Raw genomic sequence first — 26,071 nt, forward strand, 5'->3', positions numbered from 1 at the left:
TCGAGCGCTGTAACGAACAATGCCGCACCCTTGGGTGCGGCATTCTTCATTGCGCCGGCCAAGCCCCTGTGTAGCGATGCCCGGAGAGGCTCCTGGCCGCGCAGGGCGGAAACGAAAAAGCCCCAGGTTTTCACCTGGGGCTTTTCATTATCTGGCGCATCCGGCGGGATTCGAACCCACGACCCCTGCCTTCGGAGGGCAGTACTCTATCCAGCTGAGCTACGGATGCGTTGCGGGGCGCAATCATACGCATGTCGGCGGTTAGCGTCCATTGTGCATGAGTGTTCGTTATTTCAAACGAGCTTTACACTTTTTGCCCTGCCGAGGGCCCCTGTCACAAGTTTTTTGTCATTCTTTCGTCGATTTAGCCCCTCCGGGTATTGCCCTTTACCCGTGCCGATCCTAGGATTCGTTTGAGATTTCAAACGCAGTGTTCAGCTATTTCGAACCCTTCGCCAATCCGCCACTCTGAATCCATTACCTGGCCCACGTAGCGCTGTACGTTGCGTGGACCCTGCTCAATGACTCCACCCCCGACGCCTGGCGTCGGCATCTGAAGGAGACTGCCATGCAACTGCAAGACGCCCAACTGTTCCGCCAGCAGGCCTATATCGATGGCCAGTGGCTGGATGCCGACAGCGGCCAGACCATCGCCGTGAACAACCCGGCGACCGGCGAGATCATCGGTCACGTACCGAAGATGGGCCGCGCGGAAACCCGTCGTGCCATCGAGGCCGCCGAGAAGGCGCTGCCGGCCTGGCGCGCGCTGACCGCCAAAGAACGTGCGGGCAAGTTGCGTCGCTGGTTCGAGTTGCTGATGGAGAACCAGGACGACCTCGGTCGCCTGATGACCCTGGAGCAGGGCAAGCCGCTGACCGAGGCCAAGGGCGAGATCGCCTACGCCGCCTCCTTCATCGAGTGGTTCGCCGAGGAAGCCAAGCGCGTCTACGGTGACGTGATTCCGGGCCACCAGCCGGACAAGCGCCTGATCGTGATCAAGCAGCCGATCGGCGTCACCGCCGCCATCACCCCGTGGAACTTCCCGGCCGCGATGATCACCCGCAAGGCCGGCCCGGCGCTGGCCGCCGGTTGCACCATGGTCATCAAGCCGGCGTCGCAGACGCCGTTCTCCGCCCTGGCCCTGGTCGAGCTGGCCGAGCGCGCCGGTATTCCGCAAGGCGTGCTGAGCGTGGTCACCGGCAGCGCCGGTGAAGTGGGTGGCGAACTGACCGGCAACCCGATCGTGCGCAAACTGTCCTTCACCGGTTCGACCGAAATCGGTCGCCAGCTGATGGCCGAATGCGCCCAGGACATCAAGAAGGTATCGCTGGAGCTGGGCGGCAACGCGCCGTTCATCGTCTTCGACGACGCCGACCTGGATGCCGCCGTGGAAGGCGCGCTGATCTCCAAGTACCGCAACAACGGCCAGACCTGCGTGTGCGCCAACCGCATCTACGTGCAGGATGGCGTGTATGACGCCTTTGCCGACAAGCTCAAGGCCGCCGTGGCCAAGCTGAAGATCGGCAACGGCCTGGAAGATGGCACCACCACCGGCCCGCTGATCGACGAGAAAGCGGTAGCCAAGGTCCAGGAGCACATCGAGGACGCGCTGGCCAAGGGCGCCAAGCTGGCCCTCGGTGGCAAGCCGCATGCCCTCGGTGGCACCTTCTTCGAGCCGACCATCCTGGTCGACGTGCCGAAGAACGCCGCCGTGGCCAAGGAAGAGACCTTCGGCCCGCTGGCGCCGCTGTTCCGCTTCAAGGACGACGCCGAAGTGATCGCCATGGCCAACGACACCGAATTCGGCCTGGCCTCGTATTTCTACGCCCGTGACCTGGGCCGCGTGTTCCGCGTCGCCGAGGCGCTGGAGTACGGCATGGTGGGGATCAACACCGGCCTGATCTCCAACGAAGTCGCGCCGTTCGGCGGCGTGAAGGCGTCCGGCCTGGGCCGCGAGGGTTCCAAGTACGGGATCGAGGATTACCTCGAGATCAAGTACATGTGCCTGGGCGGCATCTGATTCGGAAACCTGATGGTTTCCAGATGGGGGCAAGGTGCGAAAGAGCGCGCGGCGCCCCCGGTTGTACCGAGTAGAACCTGTTGCGTCCCCGCCGGCCCGGCGCAGTCGATCATCGTATGCTGCGCCGACCACCCGCCGGGGGCATTCATCCTTTCACCGAGCCGCCCGATGACGGCCATGAGGACACCATGAGCAAGACTAACGAATCCCTGTTGCAACGCCGCCAAGCCGCCGTACCGCGCGGTGTCGGCCAGATCCACCCGATCGTCGCCGAGCGCGCCGAGAACGCCACCGTATGGGACGTCGAGGGTCGCGAATACATCGACTTCGCCGGCGGTATCGCCGTGCTGAACACCGGCCACCTGCATCCGAAGGTGATCGCCGCCGTTCAGGAGCAGCTGGGCAAGCTGAGCCACACCTGCTTCCAGGTGCTGGCGTACGAGCCCTACATCGAGCTGTGCGAAGAGATCGCCAAGCGTGTGCCGGGCGACTTCGCCAAGAAGACCCTGCTGGTCACCTCCGGCTCCGAAGCCGTCGAGAACGCGGTCAAGATCGCCCGTGCCGCCACCGGCCGCGCCGGTGTGATCGCCTTCACCGGCGCCTACCACGGCCGCACCATGATGACCCTGTCGCTGACCGGCAAGGTGGTACCGTACTCCGCCGGCATGGGCCTGATGCCCGCCGGTGTGTACCGCGCCCAGGCGCCGTGCCCGCTGCATGGCGTGAGCGAGGACGAGTCCATCGCCAGCATCGAGCGCATCTTCAAGAACGACGCGCAGCCGCAGGACATTGCCGCGATCATCATCGAGCCGGTCCAGGGCGAGGGTGGTTTCTACGTCAACTCCAAGCCGTTCATGCAGCGCCTGCGTGCCCTGTGCGACCAGCACGGCATCCTCCTGATCGCTGACGAAGTGCAGACCGGTGCAGGCCGTACCGGCACCTTCTTCGCCACCGAACAACTGGGCGTGATCCCGGACCTGACCACTTTCGCCAAGTCCGTTGGCGGCGGTTTCCCGATCTCCGGCGTGTGCGGCAAGGCCGAGATCATGGACAAGATCGCCCCCGGCGGCCTGGGCGGCACCTACGCCGGCAGCCCCATCGCCTGCGCTGCGGCCCTGGCCGTGCTCAAGGTCTTCGACGAAGAGAACCTGCTGCAGCGTTCCAACGCCGTGGGCGAGATGCTCAAGGCCGGCCTCAATGCCATCGCCGCCAAGCACAAGGTGATCGGTGACGTACGTGGCCTCGGTTCGATGGTCGCCATCGAGCTGTTCGAAGGCGGTGACCACGACAAGCCGGCGGCCGAGCTGGTCGGCAAGATCGTCGCCCGTGCACGCGAGAAGGGCCTGATCCTGCTGTCCTGCGGCACCTACTACAACGTCATCCGCTTCCTGATGCCCGTCACCATCCCTGACGCGCAGCTGGAAAAGGGCATCGCCATCGTCGCCGAGTGCTTCGACGAGCTGGCCTGAGCCGCGTCTGTCATACCTGCGCCCGCGGCTCGCCAGGCCGGGCGCCCCTGAGACCCGCCTTGTGCGGGTCTTTTTTTGCCGGTACGGCGGGCAGAAAAAGGCCCGCACAAGGCGGGCCAAAGGGTGACAAGCAACAGGAACCGGGGCGCTTAACTGGGCTCGAAGATCACATAGACCTTGCGGCAGGTTTCCAGGACTTCCCAGGTGCCGGAGAAGCCGGCAGGAATCACGAAGCGGTCGCCGGCGCGCACGGTCTTGGCGTTGCCATCGGCATCACGCAGTACGGAAACGCCCTGGAGGATCTCGCAGTACTCGTGCTCGGTGTAGCTCACCGTCCACTGGCCGACAGCGCCTTCCCAGATGCCGGTGCTGAACTGGCCGCAGGGGCTGCTGTAGTGGTTGCGCACGCTCTGCTCGGGGTCACCCTTGAGCACTTTCTCCTGGGCTGGACGATAGTGTTCGGGGGTGGTGTTGGCCTGGGCGAAGTCGACGATCTGCTCGATGTTCATCTGGCGTATCCATGGTGATCGGTGGCGACGAGCGCACGGCCTGGAGGGGCCGCGACGGGAGTAGCGTGGCGGCAGTCTATGTTTAATAAAACGAACATGACAAGGCTTTTTGCACGACTTTGTCAAAAATATTGAAAAGCCCCAGCCCAGTGGTTTAGTGTGGCGAACAGGATTTGGCCAGCGAACTGGCCTTGCAGAATTATTGACAGTGCGCGCCTGAACAAGGCGCCACTTCCACCTTATGAGGATGCCGGAATGACTAGCCTGACTCGTGCCGACTGGGAACAGCGTGCCCAGAACCTGACCATCGAAACCCGCGCGTTCGTGCAGGGCGAGTACCGCGATGCGGAGTCGGGTGCCACCTTCGAGTGCATCAGCCCGGTCGATGGCCGCCTGCTCGGCCTGGTGGCCAGCTGTGACCAGGCCGACGCCGAGGTGGCGGTCAAGAACGCCCGCGCCACCTTCGACTCCGGCGTCTGGTCGCGCCTGGCGCCGGCCAAGCGCAAGAAGGTGATGATCCGCTTCGCCGAACTGATCGAGGCGCATGGCGAGGAGCTGGCGCTGCTGGAAACCCTCGACATGGGCAAGCCGATCAGCGATTCGCTGAACATCGACGTGAGCAGTGCGGCCAATGCCATCCGCTGGAGCGGCGAGGCCATCGACAAGATCTACGACGAAGTCGCCGCCACCGCGCATGACGAGCTGGGCCTGGTGACGCGCGAGCCGGTCGGTGTGGTCGCGGCCATCGTGCCGTGGAACTTCCCGCTGCTGATGACCTGCTGGAAGCTCGGCCCGGCGCTGTCGACCGGCAACTCGATCATCCTCAAACCCTCCGAAAAGTCGCCGCTGACCGGTATCCGCATCGCCCAGCTGGCCATCGAGGCCGGTATCCCGGCCGGTGTGTTCAACGTGCTGCCGGGCTTCGGCCACACCGTTGGCAAGGCGCTGGCCCTGCACATGGATGTCGACACCCTGGTGTTCACCGGCTCGACCAAGATCGCCAAGCAACTGATGATCTACGCCGGTGAGTCGAACATGAAGCGCGTCTGGCTGGAAGCCGGCGGCAAGAGCCCGAACATCGTCTTCGCCGACGCGCCGGACCTGCAGGCCGCTGCCGAGTCCGCTGCCAGCGCCATCGCCTTCAACCAGGGCGAGGTATGCACCGCCGGTTCGCGTCTGCTGGTGGAGAACGCCATCAAGGACAAGTTCGTGCCCATGGTGGTCGAGGCCATCAAGGCCTGGAAACCGGGTAACCCGCTGGACCCGGCCACCAATGTCGGTGCGCTGGTCGACACCACGCAGATGAACAACGTGCTGGCCTACATCCAGGCCGGCCACGAGGACGGCGCCAAGCTGGTGGCTGGCGGTAGCCGGGTGATGGAAGAGACCGGCGGTACCTACGTCGAGCCGACCATCTTCGACGGCGTGAGCAACGCCATGCGCATCGCCAAGGAAGAAATCTTCGGCCCGGTGCTGTCGGTGATCGGTTTCGATACCCAGGAAGAGGCGGTGGCCATCGCCAACGACACCATCTACGGCCTGGCCGCAGCGGTATGGACCAGCAACCTGTCGCGTGCCCACCTGGTCGGCAAGGCGCTGCGTGCCGGTAGCGTGTGGATCAACCAGTACGATGGCGGTGACATGACCGCACCGTTCGGTGGCTTCAAGCAGTCCGGCAACGGCCGTGACAAGTCGCTGCATGCGTTCGACAAGTACACCGAACTGAAAGCGACCTGGATCAAGCTGTAAGGCCAGCGAGGCGTCTTCTCCGGCGTTGACCCGGAAGATGGTCGGCAGGCGCTGCCTGCGTTCGGCGATGCGCTGTGATCACTGCTCACTCCGTGACCCGGTGATCGGATCCCCTCTTCCATTCATGGGCAAGGGGGAGAGGGCCGGGCGTTCAGCGAGACGGCCGGCGACCGCGCTCTGAAACCTGCGGCCGGGCTCCCTGCGGAGTCCGGCCGTTGTCTTTGCAACGGCTCGGCAACCAAGGAAGTGAGTCATGCGTTGGGGCACCTATTTCGCCGTCTGTTCGGCGGTCATCAGCATCGGCCTGGCACTGGGCGTGACCATGCCTCTGGTCTCGCTGCGCCTGGAGAGCTGGGGCTACGATTCCTTCGCCATCGGCGTGATGGCCGCGACACCGGCGGTCGGCGTTCTGCTCGGTGCTTCGCTGGCCGGGCGCCTGGCCGCGCGCTTCGGCACCACCGCACTGATGCAGGCGTGCCTGCTGCTCGGTGCGCTGTCGGTGGCCCTGCTGGCGCTGGTGCAGAGCTACGCGGTATGGGTGGCGCTGCGCCTGTTCATCGGCGTGGCGCTGACCGTGGTGTTCATCCTGGGCGAGAGCTGGATCAACCAGCTCGCCGTGGAGAAGTGGCGCGGGCGCCTGGTGGCCCTGTATGGCACCGGCTATGCCCTCAGCCAGCTCAGCGGCCCGCTGCTGCTCACGGCCCTGGGCACGGATACCGATAGCGGCTTCTGGACCGGCGTCGGCCTGCTCATCGGCGGCTCGCTGATCCTGCTGGGCCGCAGCGGGGCGCCGCGAGTGGATGCACACAGCGCCTCGGGGCGCGGCCTGGCGGTGTTCTGCCGGAAGATGCCGGCGATTGCCTGGGCGGTGATGCTGTTCGCCGCGTTCGAGGCGATGATGCTGACCCTGCTGCCGGTCTACGGCCTGCGCCAGGGCTTCACCCAGGAAGTGGCCCTGTTCATGGTCAGCGTGGTGGTGGTCGGTGACGCGGTGCTGCAGCTGCCGATCGGCTGGCTGGCCGATCGCATTTCGCGGCAGTTGCTGTTCCGCTGCTGCGGCCTGGTGCTGCTGGTGTCCAGCCTGGCGATTCCGGCCCTGCTGCATACCGCGCTGATCTGGCCGTTGCTGGTGGCGTTCGGCGCCAGCGCCGGCGGCCTGTTCACCCTGTCGCTGATCCTGATCGGCGAGCGCTACCGTGATGACGAACTGGTACGGGCCAACGCCCATGTCGCGCAGCTGTGGGGCATCGGCTGCCTGATCGGGCCGCTGACCACCGGCGCGGTCAGCCAGTGGATCAGTGGCCATGCCTTGCCCTTGCTGATGGCGACCGGCGCAGCCGTCTTCGTCGTCCTGGCCTGGCGCGACGAGGGCTTGTCGGCCGCGCCGGCCGAAGGGCACTCCTAGCGCGCAGCCAGCAGCAGGGCACGCAGACGCAACGGGCGCACGCCGGCCTTTGCAGGCCAAGGCTCAGTCGCTCAGTTCGCTCAGCAACTCGCTGATGGTCGCGCCGATCTGCCGCACCGCCGCCTCGATGGCCTCGCTGGGTGGTTCGGCGTAGTTCAGGCGGATGCAGTTGCGGTACTTGCCGGCTGCGGAAAAGATGCTGCCCGGCGCGATCTGGATCTTGTGCGGCAGCAGGGCGCGGTTGAGCTTCTGGCTGTCGAAGCCCTGCGGCATCTCCACCCAGAGCATGAAGCTGCCCTGGGGGCGGCTGACCCGCGTGCCGGCCGGGAAGTAGCGGCTGACCCAATCCACCATCAGGTCGCGGCTGCGCAAATACTGCGCGCGCATGCGCCGCAGGTGGGGCTCGTAGTGGCCGTCACGCAGGTACTCGGCGACGGCCACCTGCGGCAGCTGGGCGGTGCTGCCGGTGCCCAGGTACTTCATGTGCACCACCTGCTCCAGGTAGCGTCCCGGGGCGATCCAGCCGACCCGCAGGCCGGGTGCCAGGGTCTTGGAGAAGGAACTGCAGAACAGCACGCGGCCGTCCTCGTCGTAGGACTTGATGCTGCGCGGGCGCGGGTAACTGTAAGCGAGGTCGGCGTAGACATCGTCCTCGATGATGGCCACGTCGAAGCGTTGCGCCAGGGCGACCAGGGCGCGCTTGTTGGCCTCGGGCATGATGTAGCCGAGCGGGTTGTTGCAGTTCGGCGTGAGCTGGATGGCCTTGATCGGCCACTGCTCGAGCGCCATTTCCAGAGCTTCCAGGTTGATCCCGGTCAGCGGGTCGGTGGGCAGCTCCAGCGCCTTCATGCCGAAGCCCTTGAGGGCCTGCATCACGCCGTGGAAGCTCGGCGAGTCGACGGCGACGATATCGCCGGGCTGGCAGATGGCGCGCACCGCCGCCGAGAGCGCTTCATGGCAGCCGGTGGTGATCACCAGGTCCTCCGCCGCCACCTGGCAGCCGGAGTCGAGCATCAGCCGGGCGACCTGCTCACGCAGGCGGTTGTCACCGCGTATGCCGCCGTAGGTGAGGATGTCCGGGTCCTGGCGACGGGCCTGGCGGGACAGGTTGCGCAGCAGCGGTTTCAGTGTCGGGCTGCTGATGTCGGGCCGGCCGCGACCGAGCTGCAGGATGTCGTGCTGCGGAGAGCTGCTGATCAGCTCCAGCACGTGGTCCCACTGCGAAACCTCCACCGGCCGCTGCGCCGCCCGGATGATCTGTGGCAGCGCCGGCACCTGGCGTTCCAGCGGCACGAAATAGCCGGACTTCGGCCGTGGCGCGGCCAGGCCCATGTCTTCCAGGTGGCGGTAGGCCTGCTGCACCGTGCTGAGGCTGACGCCGTGTTCCTGGCTCAGGCTGCGCACCGAGGGCAGGCGGTCACCGGGGCGGTAGAGGCCCTGCTCGATGCGTGTGCCCAGCAGTTGGGCCAGGTTCATGTACAGCGTCATGACAGTTACCCGGAAAACTCAGACTGTGTGGTTTGACCAGTACAGATTCACGCAGAAAATCCAATTCAGCCGGAATCGAGCGGAATCTGTATGGAGTTAATAAGAGTTTTTTGAATCTGTCATGTATTTTCTGACAGCGGCATCCTGATCTCCCATGACAGAAGGCAACGGGAGCATGACGATGACCAGTTTCAGCAAGACAGACCTCGCAGCAGCGAGCGGGCCCGTTCGCAGTGCGGCCGAGCCGCGCGCGACCCGCTACTTCGGGCGCAACTGGCCGGCCTTCTGGCGTCGTCTGAACACCCGCGGCATGCTGCGCAAGCTCAACGACCAGCAACTGCGCGACATCGGCCTCACTCGCGCGCAGGCCGAGCGCGAGGTCTGCCTGCCGTTCTGGAAGCTGTAGCCCGACCGCCGCTGTGCTTACAGCAGCTCTTTCAGGCGGTGCCAGGCCATGCCCAGGGCCAGGAGTGGCGAGCGCAGATGCTTGCCGCCCGGGAAGGTCATGTGCGGTACCTGGGCGAACAGGTCGAAGCCCTGGCTGGCCTGGCCGGCGATGGCTTCGGCGAGCAGCTTGCCGGCCAGGTGCGTGGCGTTGACGCCGTGACCGGCATAGGCCTGGGCATGGAACACGTTGGGCTGATCCTTGAGGCGACCGACCTGCGGCAGGCGATTGGCACCGATGCCGATCATGCCGCCCCACTGATAGTCGATGCGCACGTTGGCCAGTTGCGGGAACACCTTGAGCATCTTCGGCCGCATGTAGCCGGCGATGTCCGCCGGGTCGCGTCCGGAGTAGTGGCAGGCGCCACCGAACAGCAGGCGGCGGTCGGCCGAGAGCCGGTAGTAGTCCACGGTCACGCGCTGGTCGCACAGCGCCATGTTCTGCGGAATCAGCTCACGGGCCTGTTCCTCGGACAGTTGCTCGGTGGCGATGATGTAGCTGCCGGCCGGCAGCACCTTGCCGCTGAGGCTCGGGTTGAGTCCGTTGATGTAGGCGTTGCAGGCCAGCACCAGGAAGCGTGCGCGGACCTGGCCCTGCGCGGTGTGCACGCGCACCTCGTTGCCATAGTCGATGCGGGTGACCGGCGACTCCTCGAACAGCTGCACGCCCAGCGACTGCGCCGCGGCGGCTTCGCCGAGCGCCAGGTTGAGCGGGTGCAGGTGGCCTGAACCCATGTCGATCATGGCGCCGTGGTAGTTGCGGGAGCCGACCACCTCATGGATGCGCTCCGGCGCGACCAGGCGCAGCTCGTGGCGGTAGCCTAGGCTTTCCAGCTCGGCCTTGTCCTCGGCGAAGCCGTCGAGATGGGCCGGCTTGTTGGCCAGGTCGCAGTAGCCCCAGGTCAGGTCGCAGTCGATCTGGAAGCGCTCGACACGCTCGCGCACGATCTCCACCGCCTCCAGGCCCATCAGCTTGAACTGGCGCACGCCTTCCTTGCCCACCACCGACTCGAACTGCTCGACGTCATGGCCCACGCCGCGAATCAGTTGCCCGCCGTTGCGCCCGCTGGCGCCCCAGCCGATCCTGCGTGCCTCCAGCAGTGCCACCGACAGGCCTTTCTGGGCCAGCTCGATGGCGGTGTTCAGGCCGCTGAAGCCGCCGCCGACGATGCACACATCCACCTGCAGCTCACCGCCCAGGGGCGGGTAGGCCTGCTGGCGATTGACGCTGGCGGCGTAGTAGGAAGCGGCATGCTGTGGGCTGTGGACGGGCTGTTGAACGCGGGCGTTCATGTGCGAAATCCTGATTTTGGTGTGTGGAAAATTTAACGCAGGATAAGCGCGTGATCCGCCCGACGCCAAGAGGCAAGCGGAAAAAAGCAGGATTTATCGGCGGGCCGGGCGCTGTAGACTGTGCCCTTCGTTCCCCGGATGCCCAGGCATGAGCTGCACTGACCGCAAGATAGACTACCTGCGCCGACAGATTCCGCGCTTCGACTGCGTGCCGGGCTGTCACGACTGCTGCGGGCCGGTCACCGCATCGTCGCAGGAGCTGGCGCGCCTGCCGGTGAAGAGCGATGCCGAACATGAGGCGGCGCTGGCCGAGTACAACTGCGTACACCTGGGGCCCAATGGCTGTGAAGTGTATGACCAGCGCCCGCTGATCTGCCGTCTGTTCGGCACCACGCCGAACCTGCCGTGCCCGCATGGACGTGCCCCCGAGCAGCCCATCGAGCCGGTCATGGAGCAGCAGGTACACCGCCTGATCGCCAGCACGCGGCAGCGACTGCTGTAGGGAGCACGTGGGCTCGGGGCGAAAAGTCGTCGAGCTAAAGTCAGGCAATCGCGATGGCGGCCCCGCGCAATCGCCCGAGGAAGCGCGGTCTGCGTGCTGTGAACGAGCATTCTGAGCGCGTTTCAACGCAGCATCAGCGAGTGCAGGCACTTCTCGTACAAAGTCTGGCCCGCCAGGCCAGGTCCCTGGCGTACGCTGCGCTGCGCGTCGCCGGCAGTTAATGCTCGGCCAGAACCTGTTCCAGCGCTGCGCGTTCCACCTGCGCAGTGGCACATATCCACTCCCTCACCGCGGTGATGGCCGGGTTCGCGTCATGGCGCGCTGGCCAGACCAGCCAGTAGGCGTAGTCGTTGGGAATCCGCAGCTGCGGGCAGGGCATTAGCAGACGCCCGGCGCGCAAGTCGCCCGCCGCCAGAAACAGGCGCCCCAGTGCGATGCCCTGTCCGTCGGCGGCAGCCTGGAGGGCGAGGGCGGAATCGCTCAGGTTCAATCCGGCGGGCACCGCCAGGTCAGGGTGACCGGCAGCGCTGAACCAGCGGCTCCAGTTTCCTTTCGGGGTGTCGTGCAGCAGGCGATGACCCAGCAGGTCGGCGGGGGTGCAGGGCGTTGGCAGGGCCTGCCGCTGGGCCGGGTTGCACACCGGGCTCAGGGTTTCCGTGGCCAGCAAGGCACTGTTCAGACCGGGCCAACCGCCGGGGCCTGACCTCAAACCGAGGTCGAAACGGGTGTCCTTGCCATCCCACAGCTCGGCGGTGGTGGTCAGTTGCAGGTCGATCTCCGGGTGGGCGGCCTGGAGCGCGGGAAGGTGTGGCATCAGCCAGCGTGAGGCCAGCGACGGCAGTACGCTCATCCGCACCGGGCCATTGGCTGGGCGCCGGGCCGTGGCGCTGGCAGCGGCGATACGGTCCAGCGCCGGCGTCAGGTCGTTCAGGTAGGCGGCCCCTGTAGGAGTCAGGGCCAGCACCCGGCCTCGCCGTTCGAACAGGGGTTGGCCCAACCATTCCTCCAGCAGGCGTACCTGATGGCTGATGGCGGCCTGGGTCACCGCCAGTTCATCGGCGGCACGGGTGAAATGCAGGTGGCGGGCGGCAGCTTCGAACGCGCGGACTGCTCCCAGCGGCGGCAGACGGCGCATGAGCCTCTTCCATTAGCTGTATTTATCCAATGCCCGAGATTAGATCATTTCCCCACCGCTGAAAACGCCGGTTAACTCTCTGAAATCGTTCGATAAATGAGAGGGTGTCATGGCACTTGAGCTGGTTGCGGTGTTTCTCGGGTTTGCGGTACCGATGGTCATCAGTCCGGGGCCGGGGAACACGGTGCTGGCCCTGTCCGGTGCTCGTTTCGGGGTGCGGGGTACCGGGCTGTTCTGGCTGGGGTTCGAGATCGGCAATGTGCTGCTGTGCCTGCTCTACGGCCTGGGTTTCGGAGCCCTGCTGCTGGAATACCCGCAGAGCCATACGCTGATGCTGTGGGCGGGGGCGGCCTACGTGCTGTATCTGGCCTGGGGCTTCTTCCGTTCCGCAGCACCTGGCGCCAAGCCCCAGACGGTGGAGCGCATGGGGCTGGTCAGCGGCATCGTCGCCGTGCTGCTGAACGTCAAGATCCACTCGATGGTGGCGGTCATGTTCGCCCAGTTCCTGCAGCCGGATCGGGCACTGGCGCCTCAGGTGCTGCTGCTGACGGGCGCCTTTCTGCTGGTGGGCATCGTCTGCCACTTCCCGTGGATCTACGGTGGGCAACTGATTCTGGGGCGCTTCACCTCGGACCAGGCATTAAGGATACAGGGGCGGGTCTTCGGCGGCCTGATGGTCGCGGTGGCGGTGCATATGCTCTGGGTCTGAGCGACGCCTGGCCGTTCAGCGTCGCTCCCGTCGCCTGCGGGGCCCTGTCCCGCAGTGCTATTCCGGTACGGGCAGTTGCAGCGACTCTTTCACCTCTTCCATGACGATATAGCTCTTCGATTCGCGCACGTGCGGCAACTTGAGCAGGATGTCGCCGAGCAGCTTGCGGTAGCTGGCCATCTCGTTGATGCGTGCCTTCACCAGGTAGTCGAAGTCGCCGGAAACCAGGTGGCACTCCAGCACGTGCGGCAGCTTGAGCACCGCGCGGCGGAACTCCTCGAAGGTGTCGCCGGACTTGTAATCCAGGCTGATCTCGACGAACACCAGCAGGCTGGCCTTGAGGTTCTGCGGGTTGAGGCGGGCGTGGTAGCCCATGATGATGCCTTCGCGCTCCAGGCGGCGTACGCGCTCGGTGCAGGGGGTGGTCGACAGCCCCACGCGCTCGCCCAGTTCGGTGAAACTGATGCGCCCATCCTCCTGCAGGATGCGCAGGATGTTGCGGTCGATCTTGTCCAGTTCACGACGGCTTTGATGCTGGGTTCTCATGGGGAATCCGCCTCTGTAAAACGGCTTTTTGCCAAGAATTCTCGCCAAATATAGCTGTGTATATGGTGAAAAGCACTGCACGGCTCTTCCTATACTGCGCCCATCGACAACTCTGGTCCGTTACGTCCGTATCTCAAGGTGCGGCGGGGAGAAAAGCATGCGTGTTCTGGTTCTCGGCAGCGGTGTGATTGGTACCGCCAGTGCATACTACCTGGCCCGTCAGGGCTTCGAGGTGGTAGTGGTCGATCGCCAGGACGGCCCGGCGCTGGAGACCAGCTTCGCCAACGCTGGCCAGGTGTCTCCCGGCTATGCCTCGCCCTGGGCGGCCCCGGGCGTACCGCTGAAAGCCATCAAGTGGCTGCTGCAGAAACACGCGCCGCTGGCGATCAAGGCCACCGGCGACGTCGACCAGTACCTGTGGATGGCGCAGATGCTGCGCAACTGCACCGCCAGCCGCTATGCGGTGAACAAGGAGCGCATGGTGCGTCTGTCCGAGTACAGCCGCGACTGCCTCGACGAGCTGCGTGCCGAGACCGGCATCGCCTACGAAGGCCGTCAGTTCGGCACCACCCAGCTGTTCCGCACCCAGGCTCAGGTCGATGCCGCCGCCAAGGACATCGCCGTGCTGGAAGCCTCCGGCGTGCCTTACGAACTGCTCGACCGTGATGCCATCGCTCGCGTCGAACCGGCGCTGGCTGGCGTCAAGCACAAGCTGGCCGGTGCCCTGCGCCTGCCCAACGACCAGACCGGCGACTGCCAGATGTTCACCAACAAACTGGCGGACATGGCCAAGGCGCTCGGCGTCGAGTTCCGCTTCGGCCAGAACATCCAGCGCCTGGACGCCGTGGGCGACCGCATCAACGGCGTATGGATCGACGGCAAGCTGGAAACCGCCGACCGCTACGTGCTGGCTCTCGGCAGCTACAGCCCGCAGCTGCTCAAGCCGCTGGGCGTGCGTGCGCCGGTCTACCCGCTCAAGGGCTATTCGCTGACCGTGCCGATCGTCAACGCGGACATGGCGCCGAAGTCGACCATTCTCGACGAGACCTACAAGGTCGCCATCACCCGTTTCGACAACCGTATCCGTGTCGGCGGCATGGCCGAGATCGCCGGCTTTGACCTGTCGCTCAACCCGCGTCGCCGTGAAACCCTGGAGATGATCACCGCCGATCTGTACCCGGAAGGCGGCGACCTGCAGCGTGCCGACTTCTGGACCGGCCTGCGCCCGGCGACCCCGGACGGCACGCCCATCGTCGGGGCCACGGCCTACCGCAACCTGTTCCTCAACACCGGGCACGGCACCCTGGGCTGGACCATGGCCTGCGGCTCCGGTCGCCTGCTCGCCGACCTGATGGCCAACAAGCGCCCGCAGATCAGCGCCGACGGCCTGGATATCTCGCGTTATTCGCGCAAGGCCCGTGAAGTGCACGGTGAGCCGCAGCCGCTGCGGACCTGATAGCCTCTGCGTTTTTGCAATCCAAGGAGTTCTACCCTTATGTCGATCCAGCGCCTGCACGTGGCCAAACGCTACAGCGAAGTGGTGATCCACAACGGCACCATCTACCTCGCTGGCCAACTGGCTGACGACTTCGATGGCGACATCCGCGAGCAGACCCGCCAGACCCTGGCCAACATCGACAAGATGCTGGCCGAGGGTGGCAGCGACAAGAGCAAGATCCTCTCGCTGACCATCTTCATCAAGGACATGGCTGACTACGACGGCCTCAACGCCGAGTACGACGCCTGGGTCGCGGACGGCCACGCGCCGGCGCGCGCCTGCGTCGAGGCGAAGATGTACAAGCCCGAAGTGCTGGTAGAAATGTGCGTGGTGGCTGCCGTCTGAGGCAGCCGCTCTGCGGACCCCGATTTGTGTTGGCTTTTCACCCGGCTCCCCTGCCGGGTTTTTTTTGCGACCGGCGCGGCGAGAGCAACGACGCTCCCGGTCGCGTTGAATGACGATGCGCGCCTCGCATTGCCGGGGCTGCGCGTCCCCTATCGCCTCGGCGAACGACTGAGAGACAAGCAACCATGCGCCCTGCCCGTGCCCTGATCGACCTCGACGCCCTGCGTCACAACTACCAACTGGCCCGTGAGTTGAGTGGCGCCCAGGCCCTTGCCGTGGTCAAGGCCGATGCCTACGGGCATGGCGCGGTGCGTTGCGCTGAAGCGCTGGGGGATCTGGCCGACGGCTTTGCCGTGGCCTGCATCGAGGAGGCGCTGGTGCTGCGCGAAGCCGGCGTGCGTGCGCCGATCCTGCTGCTCGAAGGCTTCTTCGAGGCCGACGAGCTGGCGCTGATCGATCAGCATCAGCTGTGGTGCGTCGTCCACGCGCAATGGCAGCTCGAAGCCATCGAGCAGGCGCGCCTGAGCCAGCCGCTGACCGTCTGGCTCAAGCTCGACAGCGGCATGCACCGTGTCGGCCTGCACCCGGCCGAGTACCAGGCCGCCTACCGTCGCCTGCTGGCCAGCGGCAAGGTCAGCAAGATCGTGCTGATGAGCCACTTCGCCCGTGCCGACGAGCCGGCGTGCCCGCGCACGACCGAGCAGCTGGCAACCTTCCAGCAGGCCCGCGAAGGTCTCGCGGCGGAAGTCAGCCTGCGCAACTCGCCGGCCGTGCTCGGCTGGCCGCAGGTGCCAAGCGACTGGGTGCGTCCGGGCATCATGCTGTACGGCGCGACGCCGTTCGAGGACGCCCAGGAGCAGGCGGCGCGGTTGCAGCCGGTGATGACCCTGGAGTCGAAGGTCATCAGCGTGCGCGAACTGCCGGCCGGCGAACCGGTGGGCTACGGTGCGCGCTTCGTCGCCGAGCGGCCGACGCGCGTCGGTGTGGTCGCCATGGGCTATGCCGACGGCTACCCGCGCCATGCGCCGAGCGGTACGCCGGTGGCGGTGGACGGCCAGCTGACGCGCCTGATCGGGCGCGTGTCGATGGACATGCTGACCGTGGACCTCACCGATCTGCCTCAGGCCGGCCTGGGCAGCCGCGTCGAACTGTGGGGCAAGCAGGTGCTGGCCAGCGACGTGGCGCTGGCGGCGGACAGCATTCCCTACCAGATCTTCTGCAACCTGCGGCGGGTTCCCCTGCTCTACAGCGGGAGCTGAGCGGCAGGCGCCGCGCCCGAGCAAGGCGCTGGCGGATGGGCCTCGGGGCGAGTGCGGATGAGTGGTGTGGGCGAGGATGAACGCAAGTGTTGTAAATTCCGAACGCTATGCCATGATACGGACACTTTTTCGCACCATACCCAAGGGGGGACTCCAGCATTGGACGTCGGCGTTCGACTGCAATCGATTCGTAAGCTCAAAGGCCTTTCCCAGCGTGAACTCGCCAAGCGGGCGGGGGTCACCAACAGCACCATCTCGATGATCGAGAAGAACAGTGTGAGCCCTTCCATCAGTTCGCTGAAGAAGGTGCTTGGCGGCATTCCCATGTCGCTCGTGGAGTTCTTCTCGCTCGACCTCGAGCAGGAGAACCAGACCCAGGTGGTCTACCGGGCATCCGAGCTGACCGACATCTGCAGCGGCGCCATCACCATGAAGCTGATCGGCAAGGCCCACCCCGGCCGCGCCATCGCCTTCCTGGACGAAACCTACCCGGCGGGCACCGACACCGGTGACGAGATGTACGCCCACGAGGGTGAAGAGGCCGGCATGCTGGTAGAGGGCAAGCTGGAACTGACCGTCGGCAACGAGGTGTTCGTGCTCGAAGCCGGTGACAGCTATTACTTCGAAAGCAGCAAGCCGCATCGCTTCCGCAACCCGTTCGACCAGCCGGCACGGCTGATCAGCGCCACGTCCCCGGCGAACTTCTGATCGACGACACTGCGACAATCTGGGTTGTTTCGGCCTGGGCTGCTTGCCGTTATACTGTCGCCCGCTCGCGAAACCGTGGCCGCGGGCGTGACTAGCCACGAAGAGGGTGTACCGTGAATCTGATGAAGAAAATGCTGGCAGTACCGGCTGCCGTATTGGCCCTGTGGGCAGTGACTGCTCAGGCCACGACCGATGAAGCTATCGCCGAGCGCCTGAAGCCGGTGGGCGAAGTGTGCATCATGGGTGAAGAGTGCAAGGGCGTCGAAACCGTGGCGGCCTCCGCCGGCGGTGGTGCGCGCACTGCTGACGACATCATCGCCAAGCACTGCAATGCCTGCCATGGCACCGGCGTGCTGGGCGCGCCGAAGATCGGCGATAGCGCTGCCTGGAAAGAGCGGGCCGACCACCAGGGTGGTCTCGACGGCATCCTGGCCAAGGCCATTTCCGGCATCAACGCCATGCCGCCGAAGGGCACCTGCGCCGACTGCTCGGACGACGAGCTGCGTGCTGCGATCCAGAAGATGTCCGGTCTGTAAGACTCGCTTCTTCCATGAAAAAACCGCCTTCAGGGCGGTTTTTTCGTTTCTGCCGGCGCGATGCAACCATGCCGGCGACGACAGAGTCCAAGCTGCATTCGCCATGGATGTCGTGAGGAGCGCCAGATGCCGCACAGCTGTACCCTCGAGCAAGCCGTCGACCGTGTACTGAACGCGATCGATGGCCCCATCCATCTCGGCCTGCCGCTGGGGCTGGGCAAGCCCAATCGCTGGGTCAATGCACTCTATGCGCGGGTGCGGCAGATGCCCGAGCGCCAGCTGACCATCTACACCGCACTGTGTCTGGCGCGCCCGCGTGCCGGGCAGGCGTTGCAGCAGCGCTTCCTCGAGCCGTTCGTGGCGCGGGTCTTCGGCGACTATCCCGAGCTGGAGTTCCTGGCCGACCTGCACGGCGGCAGCCTGCCCGCCAATGTCAGGGTCGAGCAGTTCTTCTTCCAGCCGGGCAGCCTGCTCGAATGCGAGCCGGCGCAGCAGGACTACATCAGCAGCAACTACAGCCACGTCGCCCGTGACCTGAATGCCAAGGGGCTGAACGTGGTCGCCCAGCTGGTCGCCGCCGACGCCGGGCAGCCCGAGCACTTCAGCCTGAGCTGCAACCCGGACGTGACTCTCGACCTGCTGCCGCTGCTGGAGCGGCGCCGCGCCGCTGGCGAGACGGTGCTCAGCGTGGCCCAGGTGCATGTCGACCTGCCGTTCATGAGCGGTGACGCCCTGGTGCCGCGTGACACCTTCGACATTCATGTCGCCGAGGACGAGCGCACGACGCTGTTCTCCACGCCGAACATGCCGGTATCGCTGCAGGATCACTGCATCGGGCTGCTGGCCAGCAGCCTGGTGCGCGATGGCGGCACCCTGCAGATCGGCATCGGCTCGATGGGCGATGCCCTGACGGCGGCGCTGATGGCGCGGCAGGATGACAACGCCGGCTATCGGGCACTGCTGCAGGCGCTGGGCGGTGCTACGTGGGCGGCGGAGATCGCCGCCAACGGCGGCCTGGAACCGCTCGAGCAGGGCCTCTACGGCTGCAGCGAAATGTTCGTCAACGGCCTGCTGGCGCTGGCCGAGGCCGGCCTGCTCAGGCGTCCGGTCTACCCGGATCTGCGCCTGCAGCGTCTCGCCGACAACGCCGCGCTGGACGAGCAGGGCCGCCCGCACAGTGTCCAGGCGCTGCTCGCTGGCGGGCTGCCGGCGCAGCTGGGCGCGGCCGATCTGGACTGGCTGCTCGCTTGCGGTCTGCTGCAGGGCGAGGTGCGTTGGCAGGCCGGGCGCCTGCACCTGCCCGACGGCAGCTGGGTGGCGGCCGACCTGGACGATCCGCACACCCGCGCTTGCCTGCAACCCTATCTGGGCCGTGCCAGCGGCGGCGTGGTGCTGCATGGCGGCTTCTTTCTCGGCCCCGGCAGCTTCTACCGGCGCCTGCGCGAGCTGGACGACGCCGGGCGGCAACGCTTCGCCATGACCGGCATTCGCTACATCAACGAGCTGTATGGTCAGGAGGCGCTGAAGCGCCTGCAGCGCCGTGATGCGCGCTTCATCAACACGGTGTTCACCATGACCCTGCTGGGTGCCGGCGTGGCCGACCAGCTGGAGGATGGCCGGGTGCTCAGCGGCGTGGGCGGGCAATACAACTTCGTCGCCCAGGCACATGCGCTGGAAGACGCGCGCTCGATCCTGCTGCTGCGCAGCTGGCGCGAGTCGGGTGGCGAACTCAGCTCCAATCTGGTCTGGGAATATGGCCATGCCACCATCCCCCGGCACCTGCGCGACATGGTGGTGACCGAGTACGGCATCGCCGACCTGCGCGGCAAGACCGACTCCCAGGTGATCGAGGCACTGCTGAAGATCAGCGACTCACGCTTCCAGCCGCAGTTGATCGAGCAGGCGCAGCAGGCCGGCAAGCTGCCCGAGGACTTTCGCCTGGACGAGCGCTTCACCCGCAACCTGCCCGAGCGCCTGGAAGCGCTCCGCGAGCAGCACGCCGCGCTGTTCGCCGAATACCCGCTGGGCAGCGACTTCAGCGACGTGGAGCAGGACCTGCTGCGCGCCCTGAACTGGCTCAAGCGCACACTGCGCCTGAGCGAGGTGCTGGAGCTGGGCAAGGCGACGCTCGATGCGCCGGAGCCGGAGGCCTACCCCGAGCACCTGCGGCGCATGGGGCTGGAGGCGCCGGATGGCGTGCGTGAAGCACTGTACCAGCGTTTGCTGCTGGCGGGCCTGCAGGCGAGCGGCGCCGGCGAGGCCGGGCCGCGTTCGACCTAGTCGAGGAAGCGCACCTGGCCGTTCTCCAGCGCGGCGACGCGGGCCAGCGACTCGACGCGATAGCCTTCGCTCTGCAGCAGGTTGCGGCCTTCCTGGAAGGATTTCTCGATGACGATGCCGATGCCCGCGACCTGGGCGCCGGCCTGCTGGATCAGGTCGATCAGCGCCTTGGCGGCGTGGCCGTTGGCGAGAAAGTCGTCGATCACCAGCACCTTGTCGGCCGCGGTCAGGTGGCGTGCGGAAATGGCGATGGTGCTCTCGGTCTGCTTGGTGAAGGAAAACACCTTGGAGATCAGCAGGTCGTCCTTGAGCGTCAGCGACTGGAACTTGCGAGCGAAGATCACCGGGATGCCCAGCTCCAGGCCGGCCATCACCGCCGGGGCGATCCCCGACGCCTCGATGGTGACGATCTTGGTGATGCCCTGGCCCTTGAAGCGCTCGGCGAACTCGTGGCCGACCTGCTTCATCAGCAGCGGGTCGATCTGGTGGTTGAGAAAGGCATCGACCTTGAGCACCTGCTCCGACAGTACGATGCCTTCTTCGCGAATCTTCTGTTTCAGCGCTTCCACGCGGTTTCCTCTCAGATGAACGTAGCCCGGATGCAATCGGAACGATGTCCCCGGATTGCATCCGGGCTACGGAATAAACCTGTTTTTTGTCGCCTGCCGGAATCGGCGGGCCATCGCTGCGCGATGGTGAAACTAGCTCCCGGCTATTTTTTCAGCATCGCGCGCATGTTGGCTAGGGCATCGTTGCCGCGCGCGGCCTTGGCTTCCACGGGGGCTTCTTCCTGGCCTTCCCAGACCAGGTCCTCCGGGGGCAGTTCGTCGAGGAAGCGGCTTGGCGTGCAGTCGATGATCTCGCCGTACTGCTTGCGCTTGGCGGCGAAGGTCAGTGCCAGGTTGCGCTTGGCGCGGGTGATACCGACATAGGCCAGGCGCCGCTCTTCCTCGATGGTGTCGGCCTCGATGCTGGAGCGGTGGGGGAGAATCTCCTCCTCGAAGCCGATGATGTACACCGAGGGGAATTCCAGGCCCTTGGAGGCGTGCATGGTCATCATCTGCACACCCTCGGCGCCTTCTTCCTCTTCCTGCTGGCGCTCGAGCATGTCGCGCAGCACCAGCTTGCCGATGGCGTCCTCGACGGTCATGTCGCCGTCCTCGTCCTTCTCCAGGGTGTTCTTCAGCGCATCGACGAGGAACCACACGTTGCCCATGCGCGCATCGGCCACCTTGTCGCTGGAGGCGTTCTGCCGCAGCCAGTTCTCGTAGTCGATGTCCATCACCATGCTGCGGATCGCGGCGATCGGGTCGTTCTGCGCGCATTGCTGGCGCACGCCGTCCATCCAGCGCTTGAAGCGTGCCAGGCGCTCGGTGAAGCGGCTGTCCAGGTGTTCGCCGAGGCCGATCTCGTCGCTGGCGGCGTACATCGAAATGTTGCGCTGGCTGGCGTAGTTGCCGAGCTTCTCCAGGGTGGTCGAGCCGATCTCGCGGCGCGGCACGTTGATCACCCGCAGGAAGGCGTTGTCGTCATCCGGGTTGACCAGCAGGCGGAAGTAGCTCATCAGGTCCTTCACCTCCTGGCGGGCGAAGAAGCTGGTGCCACCGGAGAGGCGATAGGGAATCTGGTGGTGCTGCAGCTTCAGCTCCATCAGCTTGGCCTGGTAGTTGCCCCGGTAGAGGATGGCGAAGTCGCTGTACGGGCGCTGGGTGCGCAGGTGCTCGGTGAGGATCTCCAGGGCCACCCGTTCGCACTCGGCATCCTCGTTGCGCGTGCGGATCACGCGGATCTCGTCGCCATGGCCCATCTCCGACCACAGCTGCTTCTCGAACACGTGCGGGTTGTTGGCGATGAGGATGTTGGCGCACTTGAGGATACGGCTGGTGGAGCGGTAGTTCTGCTCCAGCATCACCACTTTCAGCGACGGGTAGTCCTCTTTCAGCAGCATCAGGTTTTCCGGGCGCGCGCCGCGCCAGGCGTAGATCGACTGGTCATCGTCGCCGACCACGGTGAACTGGTTGCGCATGCCCACCAGCATCTTCACCAGCAGGTACTGGCTGGCGTTGGTGTCCTGGTATTCGTCGACCAGCAGGTAGCGGATGCGGTTCTGCCACTTCTCGAGGATGTCGGCGTGCTCCTGGAACAGCGTCACCGGCAGCAGGATCAGGTCGTTGAAGTCCACCGCGTTGTACGCCTTGAGCGTGCGCTGGTAGTGCAGGTAGACGATGGCGGCGGTCTGCTCCTTGGGCCCGCGCGCGTTGGCCAGCGCCTCGTCGGGCAGGATCAGGTCGTTCTTCCAGCTGTCGATGAGGTTCTTGATCTCGTCGGCGCCGTCGTCGCCGGCATACTCCTTCTGCATGATGTCGGTGAGCAGCGCCTTGATGTCGCCGTCGTCGAAGATCGAGAAGCCGGGCTTGTAGCCCAGGCGCGCGTATTCCTTGCGGATGATGTTCATGCCCAGGTTGTGGAAGGTGGACACGGTCAGGCCGCGCGCCTCGCTGCCCTTGAGCAGGGTGCCGACGCGCTCCTTCATCTCGCGCGCGGCCTTGTTGGTGAAGGTCATGGCGACGATGTGCTGGGCACGGATGCCGCAGTTCTGCACCAGGTGGGCGATCTTGCGGGTGATCACGCTGGTCTTGCCGGAACCTGCACCGGCGAGCACCAATAGTGGGCCGCCGACATAGTTCACGGCCTCTTGTTGCCGGGGATTCAGTCGGGACATGGGATCGTTCGCAGGAAAAATGGCCGCGCATTTTAACAGGCCTGGCGCGTTCTGCCGCGACCGTCCGGAACTGTGCTCTGGAGCACGGAATTGACTGACGGCGCGCTTGGTTAATCGGTGGATTGCAGTACTCTCGTTTCACTTGCCGGTTTATTAGCTATACCTCAGGATGTGCACCACTTTTCGCACGGATGTGATTGATTAGACGTCGATAACGACGCGTTCAGGCGATGCAATTCGCCATCATCTTTGTGTCATTGGGGGAGGTTGCTTGTCCACGCTCGTCGAACCCTTGCGGTTGGTTCTGCTGTCGGAATCGCCAGACTGGGCGGAATTGTTGCGCGAGCAGTTGGGCGCTCTCGGGAGTGCTTCCCCGCTTATTACCGCGCCCTCCTGGGACGCTGCCAGCAGCCTGTTCGACGACCATGCCAGTGGCCTGGTGCTGGCCACCCCCGAGCGTCTGCCAGCCGCTCATCAATGCCCCTTGCCGATCGTCCTGCTGCTCGAAGAGGAACCCGTAGAGGAGCCATCCGGCGTCAGCGACTGGCTGGTGCGCGGTACGCTCAGCCTCGATGTGCTGCGTCGCTGCCTGCGCTACGTGCGCGAGCAGGGCAGTCTCAAGCAGACCCTGCAACGCCTGGCCGAGCAGGACCCGCTGACCGGTATCGCCAATCGCCAGGGTTTCCAGACGCTGCTCGCGGCGCGCCTCAGTGAATGCAACGGGCGTGGCCTGGTGCTGGGGCATCTCGATCTGGACAACTTCCGCCACGCCAACGATGCCCTTGGCTACCAGGCCGGCGACCGCCTGATCCTGCAGGTGGTGGCGCGTCTGAAGGGCCTGCTGCAGCCCTGCGACCAGCTGGCTCGGCTGGGCAGCGACGAGTTCGCCCTGCTGCTCGATGTGCGGCGCGACCCGCAGCGCGTCGAGCGACTGGCCGAGCGCGTCACCGAGGTGCTCGGTGAACCCTACTGGGTCGATGGCGAGAGCCTGCTGATCGGCTGCAGCCTCGGCCTCGCGCATGCCCGTGCCGGGGAGGGCGCCGACCCGCTGCTGTGGCACGCACATATCGCCATGCAGCAGGCGAAGAACCAGCAGGGCTGCGTGTTCCACGTCTATGACGAGCGCCTGAACCGCAGTGCACGCAGCCAGGCGGATCTCGAAAGCGAGTTGCGCCGCGCCTTGCGCCGCGATGAGCTGGAACTGCATTACCAGCCGCGTCTCTGCCTGAAGAGCGGGCGCATTGTCGGGCTCGAGGCGCTGGTGCGCTGGCAGCACAGCGAACGCGGCCTGCTTTCGCCCAACGAGTTCGTGCCTCTGGCCGAGGAAACCGGGCTGATCGTGCCGCTGGGCTACTGGGTGATCTCCCGCGCGCTACGCGACATGCAGTGGTTGCGCGGGCGCGGTCTGCCGTCTTTGCACATGGCGGTCAACCTGTCGTTCCGTCAGTTCCAGGACAGCCAGTTGCTGGCCACCCTGAGCCGCCTGATCGAGGAGCGTGGCGTCGAAGCGCAGTGGCTCGAATTCGAGCTGACCGAAACGGCGGTGATGCGCCGCAGCGATCAGGTGCAGCAGACCATGCTGGAACTGGGACGCCTGGGCGTGCGCTTCTCCCTGGATGACTTCGGCACCGGGTTCTCCTCCTTCGTCCACCTCAATAACCTGCCGATCACCCTGCTGAAGATCGACCGCAGCTTCGTCGCCGGCATGGGCGAGCGTGCCGAGAACCGCCAGCTGGTGCGGGCGATGATCAACCTGGCGCACAACCTCAATCTCGAAGTGGTCGCCGAAGGGGTGGAGAACATCGAGCAGCTCGACATGCTGCGCCAGTTCGGCTGCGACCAGGTGCAGGGCTATCTGATCAGCAAGGCGGTACCGCTGGCCGAACTGGCGCGCTTTCTCGTGTTCGGCATGCGCCAGCCGCTGCTCGGCGGCGGGGGCGCCTAGCCCCGCGTCGCGCTAAGGCAGGCTTCGCCGCCAACCGTGCAGGGTCGCTGCAGCCGCGCCGTTTTCCACTGGAAGCCCAGCACCAGGCCGCTCGCCGTGACCGCCAGGCCTGCCGCCAGCCCCCACCAGACCCCGGATGCCCCCCAGCCCAGCGGGAAGGCGAGCAGCCAGGCCAGCGGTGCGCCCACGCACCAGTAACCGGCCAGGCCGATCAGCAGCGTGGTCCTGCCGTCGTTCAGCCCGCGTATCGCGCCCATGGCGATGCTCTGCAGGCCGTCGAACAGCTCGAACCAGGCGGCGATCGCCAGCAGGCTCACGGCCAGGGTGACGATCTCGGCGAACGCCGGGTCGTGGCGATCGAGGAACAGGCCGATGATCCATTCCGGCAAGAACCAGAACAGCAGGGCGAACATCAGCATCAGCCCGGCGCCGAGGGCCATGCCCAGATGGCCGCTCAGGCGTGACAGGTGCAGGCGTTCGGCGCCGTAGTGCAGGCCGACGCGGAAGGTCACTGCGTAGGACAGCCCCTGCGGCACGATGAAAGCCAGCGCCACCGTCTGCATGGCGATCTGGTGGGCCGCCAGTTGCACGCTGCCGAGGGCGCCCATGCACAGCGTGGCGAAGGTGAACAGCCCTTGCTCGGCGGCGTAGGTGCCGCCAATGGGCAGGCCCAGGCGCAGCAGGGCACGCATCTCCCCGCGTTGCGGGCGACCGAGGTCGGCGCGCAGCGGGTAGGGGCGGTAGGTCGGGGCGAGCTTGATGTATAGCGCCAGGGCCAGCGCCATGCCGCTGCTGACCAGCGCGGTGGTCATGCCGATGCCGCCCAGGCCGAGGTCGGGCAAGCCGAACCAGCCCTTGATCAGCGCATAGTTGATGACGAAGTTGGCTGCCGTGCCGATCACGCTGATGGTCATCACCGGGCCGGGATGGCCGATGGCGCTGGTGAAACCGCGCAAGACCATGAAGCACAGGTAGCCGGGCAGGGCCAGCGACAGCGGGTGGAGAAAGGCCATGGCCTGGCTGGCGGCGGCGGGGTCCTGGCCCAGGTGGGGCAGCACCGGCCCCAGTGCATTCAGGCACAGCGCGCTGGCGACGGCCAGGGCCACGGCGAGCCACAGGCCGTTCTGGGTCAGGCGGGTGACGCCCTCGGGATCACCTGCGCCATGGCGAATGGCGACCAGGCTGCCGACGGCGGCGACCACCCCGGTGCAGAAGATCGAGAAGATGAAATAGCAGGTGGCGCCCAGCGCACCGCCGGCCAGTTGCTGAGGGCCGAGCATCGCCATCATCAGCGTGTCGGTGAAGATCATCAGCGCGTGTGCCAGTTGGGCGGAGACCAGTGGGCCGGCCAGGCGCAGCAGGGCGCCCAGCTCATGGCCAAGAACATTCTTCATGATGAGTAAAACTTCGGCAGGATAAGCCCCTCCAGGCTGTCTGGAGAGTCGCAATGACAGCTATTCTGTGGTTTCGCCCCATGGCCAGCAAAAGGAAAATAGCCATGAATGACAT

22 protein-coding genes and 1 tRNA gene are annotated in these 26,071 nt (G+C 65.6%); 14 read left to right on the forward strand and 9 right to left on the reverse strand.

Translation table 11 applies throughout. The features are described from left to right. Positions 1-152: 152 nt before the first annotated feature. Positions 153-229: transfer RNA gene (locus JLK41_RS01060), tRNA-Arg, on the reverse strand. Between the two features lie 339 nt (positions 230-568). Here JLK41_RS01060 and gabD point away from each other — a divergent pair. Then, on the forward strand, positions 569-2,020 hold the full coding sequence (gabD, locus tag JLK41_RS01065) for an NADP-dependent succinate-semialdehyde dehydrogenase (protein WP_150607516.1): 1,452 nt from the start codon (positions 569-571) through the stop codon (positions 2,018-2,020). Positions 2,021-2,208: 188 nt separating this feature from the next. Continuing rightward, positions 2,209-3,489, forward strand: a complete 1,281-nt coding sequence (gabT, locus tag JLK41_RS01070) for a 4-aminobutyrate--2-oxoglutarate transaminase (RefSeq protein WP_037052697.1) — start codon at positions 2,209-2,211, stop codon at positions 3,487-3,489. Positions 3,490-3,638: 149 nt separating this feature from the next. Here gabT and JLK41_RS01075 read toward each other — a convergent pair whose 3' ends face one another. Further along, the gene (locus tag JLK41_RS01075; RefSeq protein WP_210390169.1) at positions 3,639-3,998 is read right to left on the reverse strand and encodes a cupin domain-containing protein; all 360 of its coding nucleotides are present in this window, start codon (positions 3,996-3,998) and stop codon (positions 3,639-3,641) included. A gap of 255 nt (positions 3,999-4,253) precedes the next feature. On the opposite strand from JLK41_RS01075, the gene JLK41_RS01080 reads away from it, so the two are divergent. Both JLK41_RS01080 and JLK41_RS01085 read left to right on the forward strand, forming a co-directional pair. Continuing rightward, the gene (locus JLK41_RS01080; protein WP_037052700.1) at positions 4,254-5,747 is read left to right on the forward strand and encodes an aldehyde dehydrogenase; all 1,494 of its coding nucleotides are present in this window, start codon (positions 4,254-4,256) and stop codon (positions 5,745-5,747) included. Between the two features lie 253 nt (positions 5,748-6,000). Continuing rightward, positions 6,001-7,152 (forward strand): MFS transporter, encoded by a 1,152-nt coding sequence (locus tag JLK41_RS01085; RefSeq protein ID WP_037052701.1) that lies wholly within the window; start codon positions 6,001-6,003, stop codon positions 7,150-7,152. Positions 7,153-7,215: 63 nt separating this feature from the next. On the opposite strand, the gene JLK41_RS01090 is transcribed toward JLK41_RS01085, so the two are convergent. Then, positions 7,216-8,640 carry an aminotransferase-like domain-containing protein gene (locus JLK41_RS01090; protein WP_134677606.1) on the reverse strand — a complete coding sequence of 475 codons (1,425 nt, stop codon included), beginning with the start codon at positions 8,638-8,640 and terminating at the stop codon, positions 7,216-7,218. 181 nt (positions 8,641-8,821) lie between these two features. Here JLK41_RS01090 and JLK41_RS01095 point away from each other — a divergent pair, with 181 nt between their 5' ends. Beyond that, positions 8,822-9,046: a DUF1127 domain-containing protein gene (locus JLK41_RS01095; protein WP_037052706.1), complete on the forward strand. Its 225-nt coding sequence runs from the start codon at positions 8,822-8,824 to the stop codon at positions 9,044-9,046. Positions 9,047-9,063: 17 nt separating this feature from the next. Here JLK41_RS01095 and JLK41_RS01100 read toward each other — a convergent pair whose 3' ends face one another. Beyond that, entirely contained in the window at positions 9,064-10,377 is a 1,314-nt protein-coding gene (locus JLK41_RS01100) for an NAD(P)/FAD-dependent oxidoreductase (protein ID WP_175254428.1), read from the reverse strand. A 148-nt stretch (positions 10,378-10,525) separates the two neighbouring features. Here JLK41_RS01100 and JLK41_RS01105 point away from each other — a divergent pair, with 148 nt between their 5' ends. Then, positions 10,526-10,879 (forward strand): YkgJ family cysteine cluster protein, encoded by a 354-nt coding sequence (locus JLK41_RS01105; protein ID WP_037052710.1) that lies wholly within the window; start codon positions 10,526-10,528, stop codon positions 10,877-10,879. A gap of 217 nt (positions 10,880-11,096) precedes the next feature. Here JLK41_RS01105 and gcvA read toward each other — a convergent pair whose 3' ends face one another. Beyond that, positions 11,097-12,014 (reverse strand): transcriptional regulator GcvA, encoded by a 918-nt coding sequence (gene gcvA, locus JLK41_RS01110; RefSeq protein WP_210390170.1) that lies wholly within the window; start codon positions 12,012-12,014, stop codon positions 11,097-11,099. Positions 12,015-12,123: 109 nt separating this feature from the next. Between gcvA and JLK41_RS01115 the strand changes: the two genes are divergently transcribed. Then, positions 12,124-12,723, forward strand: a complete 600-nt coding sequence (locus JLK41_RS01115; protein WP_175254426.1) for a LysE family translocator — start codon at positions 12,124-12,126, stop codon at positions 12,721-12,723. A 57-nt stretch (positions 12,724-12,780) separates the two neighbouring features. On the opposite strand, the gene dadR is transcribed toward JLK41_RS01115, so the two are convergent. Beyond that, positions 12,781-13,269: a transcriptional regulator DadR gene (gene dadR / locus JLK41_RS01120; protein WP_037052716.1), complete on the reverse strand. Its 489-nt coding sequence runs from the start codon at positions 13,267-13,269 to the stop codon at positions 12,781-12,783. A gap of 157 nt (positions 13,270-13,426) precedes the next feature. Between dadR and dadA the strand changes: the two genes are divergently transcribed. From dadA to JLK41_RS01150, 6 genes are all read left to right on the forward strand, one after another. Next, positions 13,427-14,725 carry a D-amino acid dehydrogenase gene (gene dadA / locus JLK41_RS01125; protein WP_037052717.1) on the forward strand — a complete coding sequence of 433 codons (1,299 nt, stop codon included), beginning with the start codon at positions 13,427-13,429 and terminating at the stop codon, positions 14,723-14,725. Between the two features lie 39 nt (positions 14,726-14,764). After that, entirely contained in the window at positions 14,765-15,112 is a 348-nt protein-coding gene (locus JLK41_RS01130) for a RidA family protein (protein ID WP_017361197.1), read from the forward strand. 185 nt (positions 15,113-15,297) lie between these two features. Beyond that, entirely contained in the window at positions 15,298-16,371 is a 1,074-nt protein-coding gene (alr, locus tag JLK41_RS01135) for an alanine racemase (protein ID WP_210390171.1), read from the forward strand. Positions 16,372-16,530: 159 nt separating this feature from the next. Then, positions 16,531-17,079, forward strand: a complete 549-nt coding sequence (locus JLK41_RS01140; protein ID WP_037052720.1) for a cupin domain-containing protein — start codon at positions 16,531-16,533, stop codon at positions 17,077-17,079. A 113-nt stretch (positions 17,080-17,192) separates the two neighbouring features. After that, positions 17,193-17,615: a c-type cytochrome gene (locus JLK41_RS01145; RefSeq protein WP_037052724.1), complete on the forward strand. Its 423-nt coding sequence runs from the start codon at positions 17,193-17,195 to the stop codon at positions 17,613-17,615. 126 nt (positions 17,616-17,741) lie between these two features. After that, positions 17,742-19,895, forward strand: a complete 2,154-nt coding sequence (locus JLK41_RS01150; protein ID WP_210390172.1) for an acetyl-CoA hydrolase/transferase C-terminal domain-containing protein — start codon at positions 17,742-17,744, stop codon at positions 19,893-19,895. Here the strand turns inward: JLK41_RS01150 and JLK41_RS01155 are convergent. After that, positions 19,892-20,464 (reverse strand): xanthine phosphoribosyltransferase, encoded by a 573-nt coding sequence (locus JLK41_RS01155; protein ID WP_037052729.1) that lies wholly within the window; start codon positions 20,462-20,464, stop codon positions 19,892-19,894. The two genes, JLK41_RS01150 and JLK41_RS01155, sit on opposite strands and share 4 nt — an antisense overlap. A gap of 143 nt (positions 20,465-20,607) precedes the next feature. Then, a complete protein-coding gene (gene rep, locus JLK41_RS01160) occupies positions 20,608-22,617 on the reverse strand; it encodes a DNA helicase Rep (RefSeq protein ID WP_047586067.1) in 2,010 nt (669 codons plus the stop codon). 271 nt (positions 22,618-22,888) lie between these two features. Here rep and JLK41_RS01165 point away from each other — a divergent pair, with 271 nt between their 5' ends. After that, positions 22,889-24,562 carry a putative bifunctional diguanylate cyclase/phosphodiesterase gene (locus JLK41_RS01165; RefSeq protein ID WP_150607528.1) on the forward strand — a complete coding sequence of 558 codons (1,674 nt, stop codon included), beginning with the start codon at positions 22,889-22,891 and terminating at the stop codon, positions 24,560-24,562. Here JLK41_RS01165 and JLK41_RS01170 read toward each other — a convergent pair. After that, positions 24,559-25,956: a NorM family multidrug efflux MATE transporter gene (locus tag JLK41_RS01170; protein ID WP_150607530.1), complete on the reverse strand. Its 1,398-nt coding sequence runs from the start codon at positions 25,954-25,956 to the stop codon at positions 24,559-24,561. The genes JLK41_RS01165 and JLK41_RS01170 overlap by 4 nt on opposite strands. Between the last annotated feature and the right edge of the window lie 115 nt (positions 25,957-26,071).

This window comes from Ectopseudomonas khazarica (assembly GCF_017915135.1).
GTDB lineage: Bacteria > Pseudomonadota > Gammaproteobacteria > Pseudomonadales > Pseudomonadaceae > Aquipseudomonas > Aquipseudomonas khazarica.

Bases quoted from the DNA above. Each gene is read 5' to 3' on its own strand.
- JLK41_RS01085 (WP_037052701.1), top strand. From the start codon at position 6,001: ATGCGTTGGGGCACCTATTTCGCCGTCTGTTCGGCGGTCATCAGCATC.
- JLK41_RS01105 (WP_037052710.1), top strand. From the start codon at position 10,526: ATGAGCTGCACTGACCGCAAGATAGACTACCTGCGCCGACAGATTCCG.
- JLK41_RS01100 (WP_175254428.1), bottom strand. From the start codon at position 10,377: ATGAACGCCCGCGTTCAACAGCCCGTCCACAGCCCACAGCATGCCGCT.
- JLK41_RS01090 (WP_134677606.1), bottom strand. From the start codon at position 8,640: ATGACGCTGTACATGAACCTGGCCCAACTGCTGGGCACACGCATCGAG.
- gcvA (WP_210390170.1), bottom strand. From the start codon at position 12,014: ATGCGCCGTCTGCCGCCGCTGGGAGCAGTCCGCGCGTTCGAAGCTGCC.
- rep (WP_047586067.1), bottom strand. From the start codon at position 22,617: ATGTCCCGACTGAATCCCCGGCAACAAGAGGCCGTGAACTATGTCGGC.
- JLK41_RS01075 (WP_210390169.1), bottom strand. From the start codon at position 3,998: ATGAACATCGAGCAGATCGTCGACTTCGCCCAGGCCAACACCACCCCC.
- gabD (WP_150607516.1), top strand. From the start codon at position 569: ATGCAACTGCAAGACGCCCAACTGTTCCGCCAGCAGGCCTATATCGAT.
- JLK41_RS01095 (WP_037052706.1), top strand. From the start codon at position 8,822: ATGACCAGTTTCAGCAAGACAGACCTCGCAGCAGCGAGCGGGCCCGTT.
- dadA (WP_037052717.1), top strand. From the start codon at position 13,427: ATGCGTGTTCTGGTTCTCGGCAGCGGTGTGATTGGTACCGCCAGTGCA.
- JLK41_RS01080 (WP_037052700.1), top strand. From the start codon at position 4,254: ATGACTAGCCTGACTCGTGCCGACTGGGAACAGCGTGCCCAGAACCTG.
- JLK41_RS01115 (WP_175254426.1), top strand. From the start codon at position 12,124: ATGGCACTTGAGCTGGTTGCGGTGTTTCTCGGGTTTGCGGTACCGATG.
- JLK41_RS01130 (WP_017361197.1), top strand. From the start codon at position 14,765: ATGTCGATCCAGCGCCTGCACGTGGCCAAACGCTACAGCGAAGTGGTG.
- alr (WP_210390171.1), top strand. From the start codon at position 15,298: ATGCGCCCTGCCCGTGCCCTGATCGACCTCGACGCCCTGCGTCACAAC.
- gabT (WP_037052697.1), top strand. From the start codon at position 2,209: ATGAGCAAGACTAACGAATCCCTGTTGCAACGCCGCCAAGCCGCCGTA.
- dadR (WP_037052716.1), bottom strand. From the start codon at position 13,269: ATGAGAACCCAGCATCAAAGCCGTCGTGAACTGGACAAGATCGACCGC.
- JLK41_RS01150 (WP_210390172.1), top strand. From the start codon at position 17,742: ATGCCGCACAGCTGTACCCTCGAGCAAGCCGTCGACCGTGTACTGAAC.
- JLK41_RS01170 (WP_150607530.1), bottom strand. From the start codon at position 25,956: ATGAAGAATGTTCTTGGCCATGAGCTGGGCGCCCTGCTGCGCCTGGCC.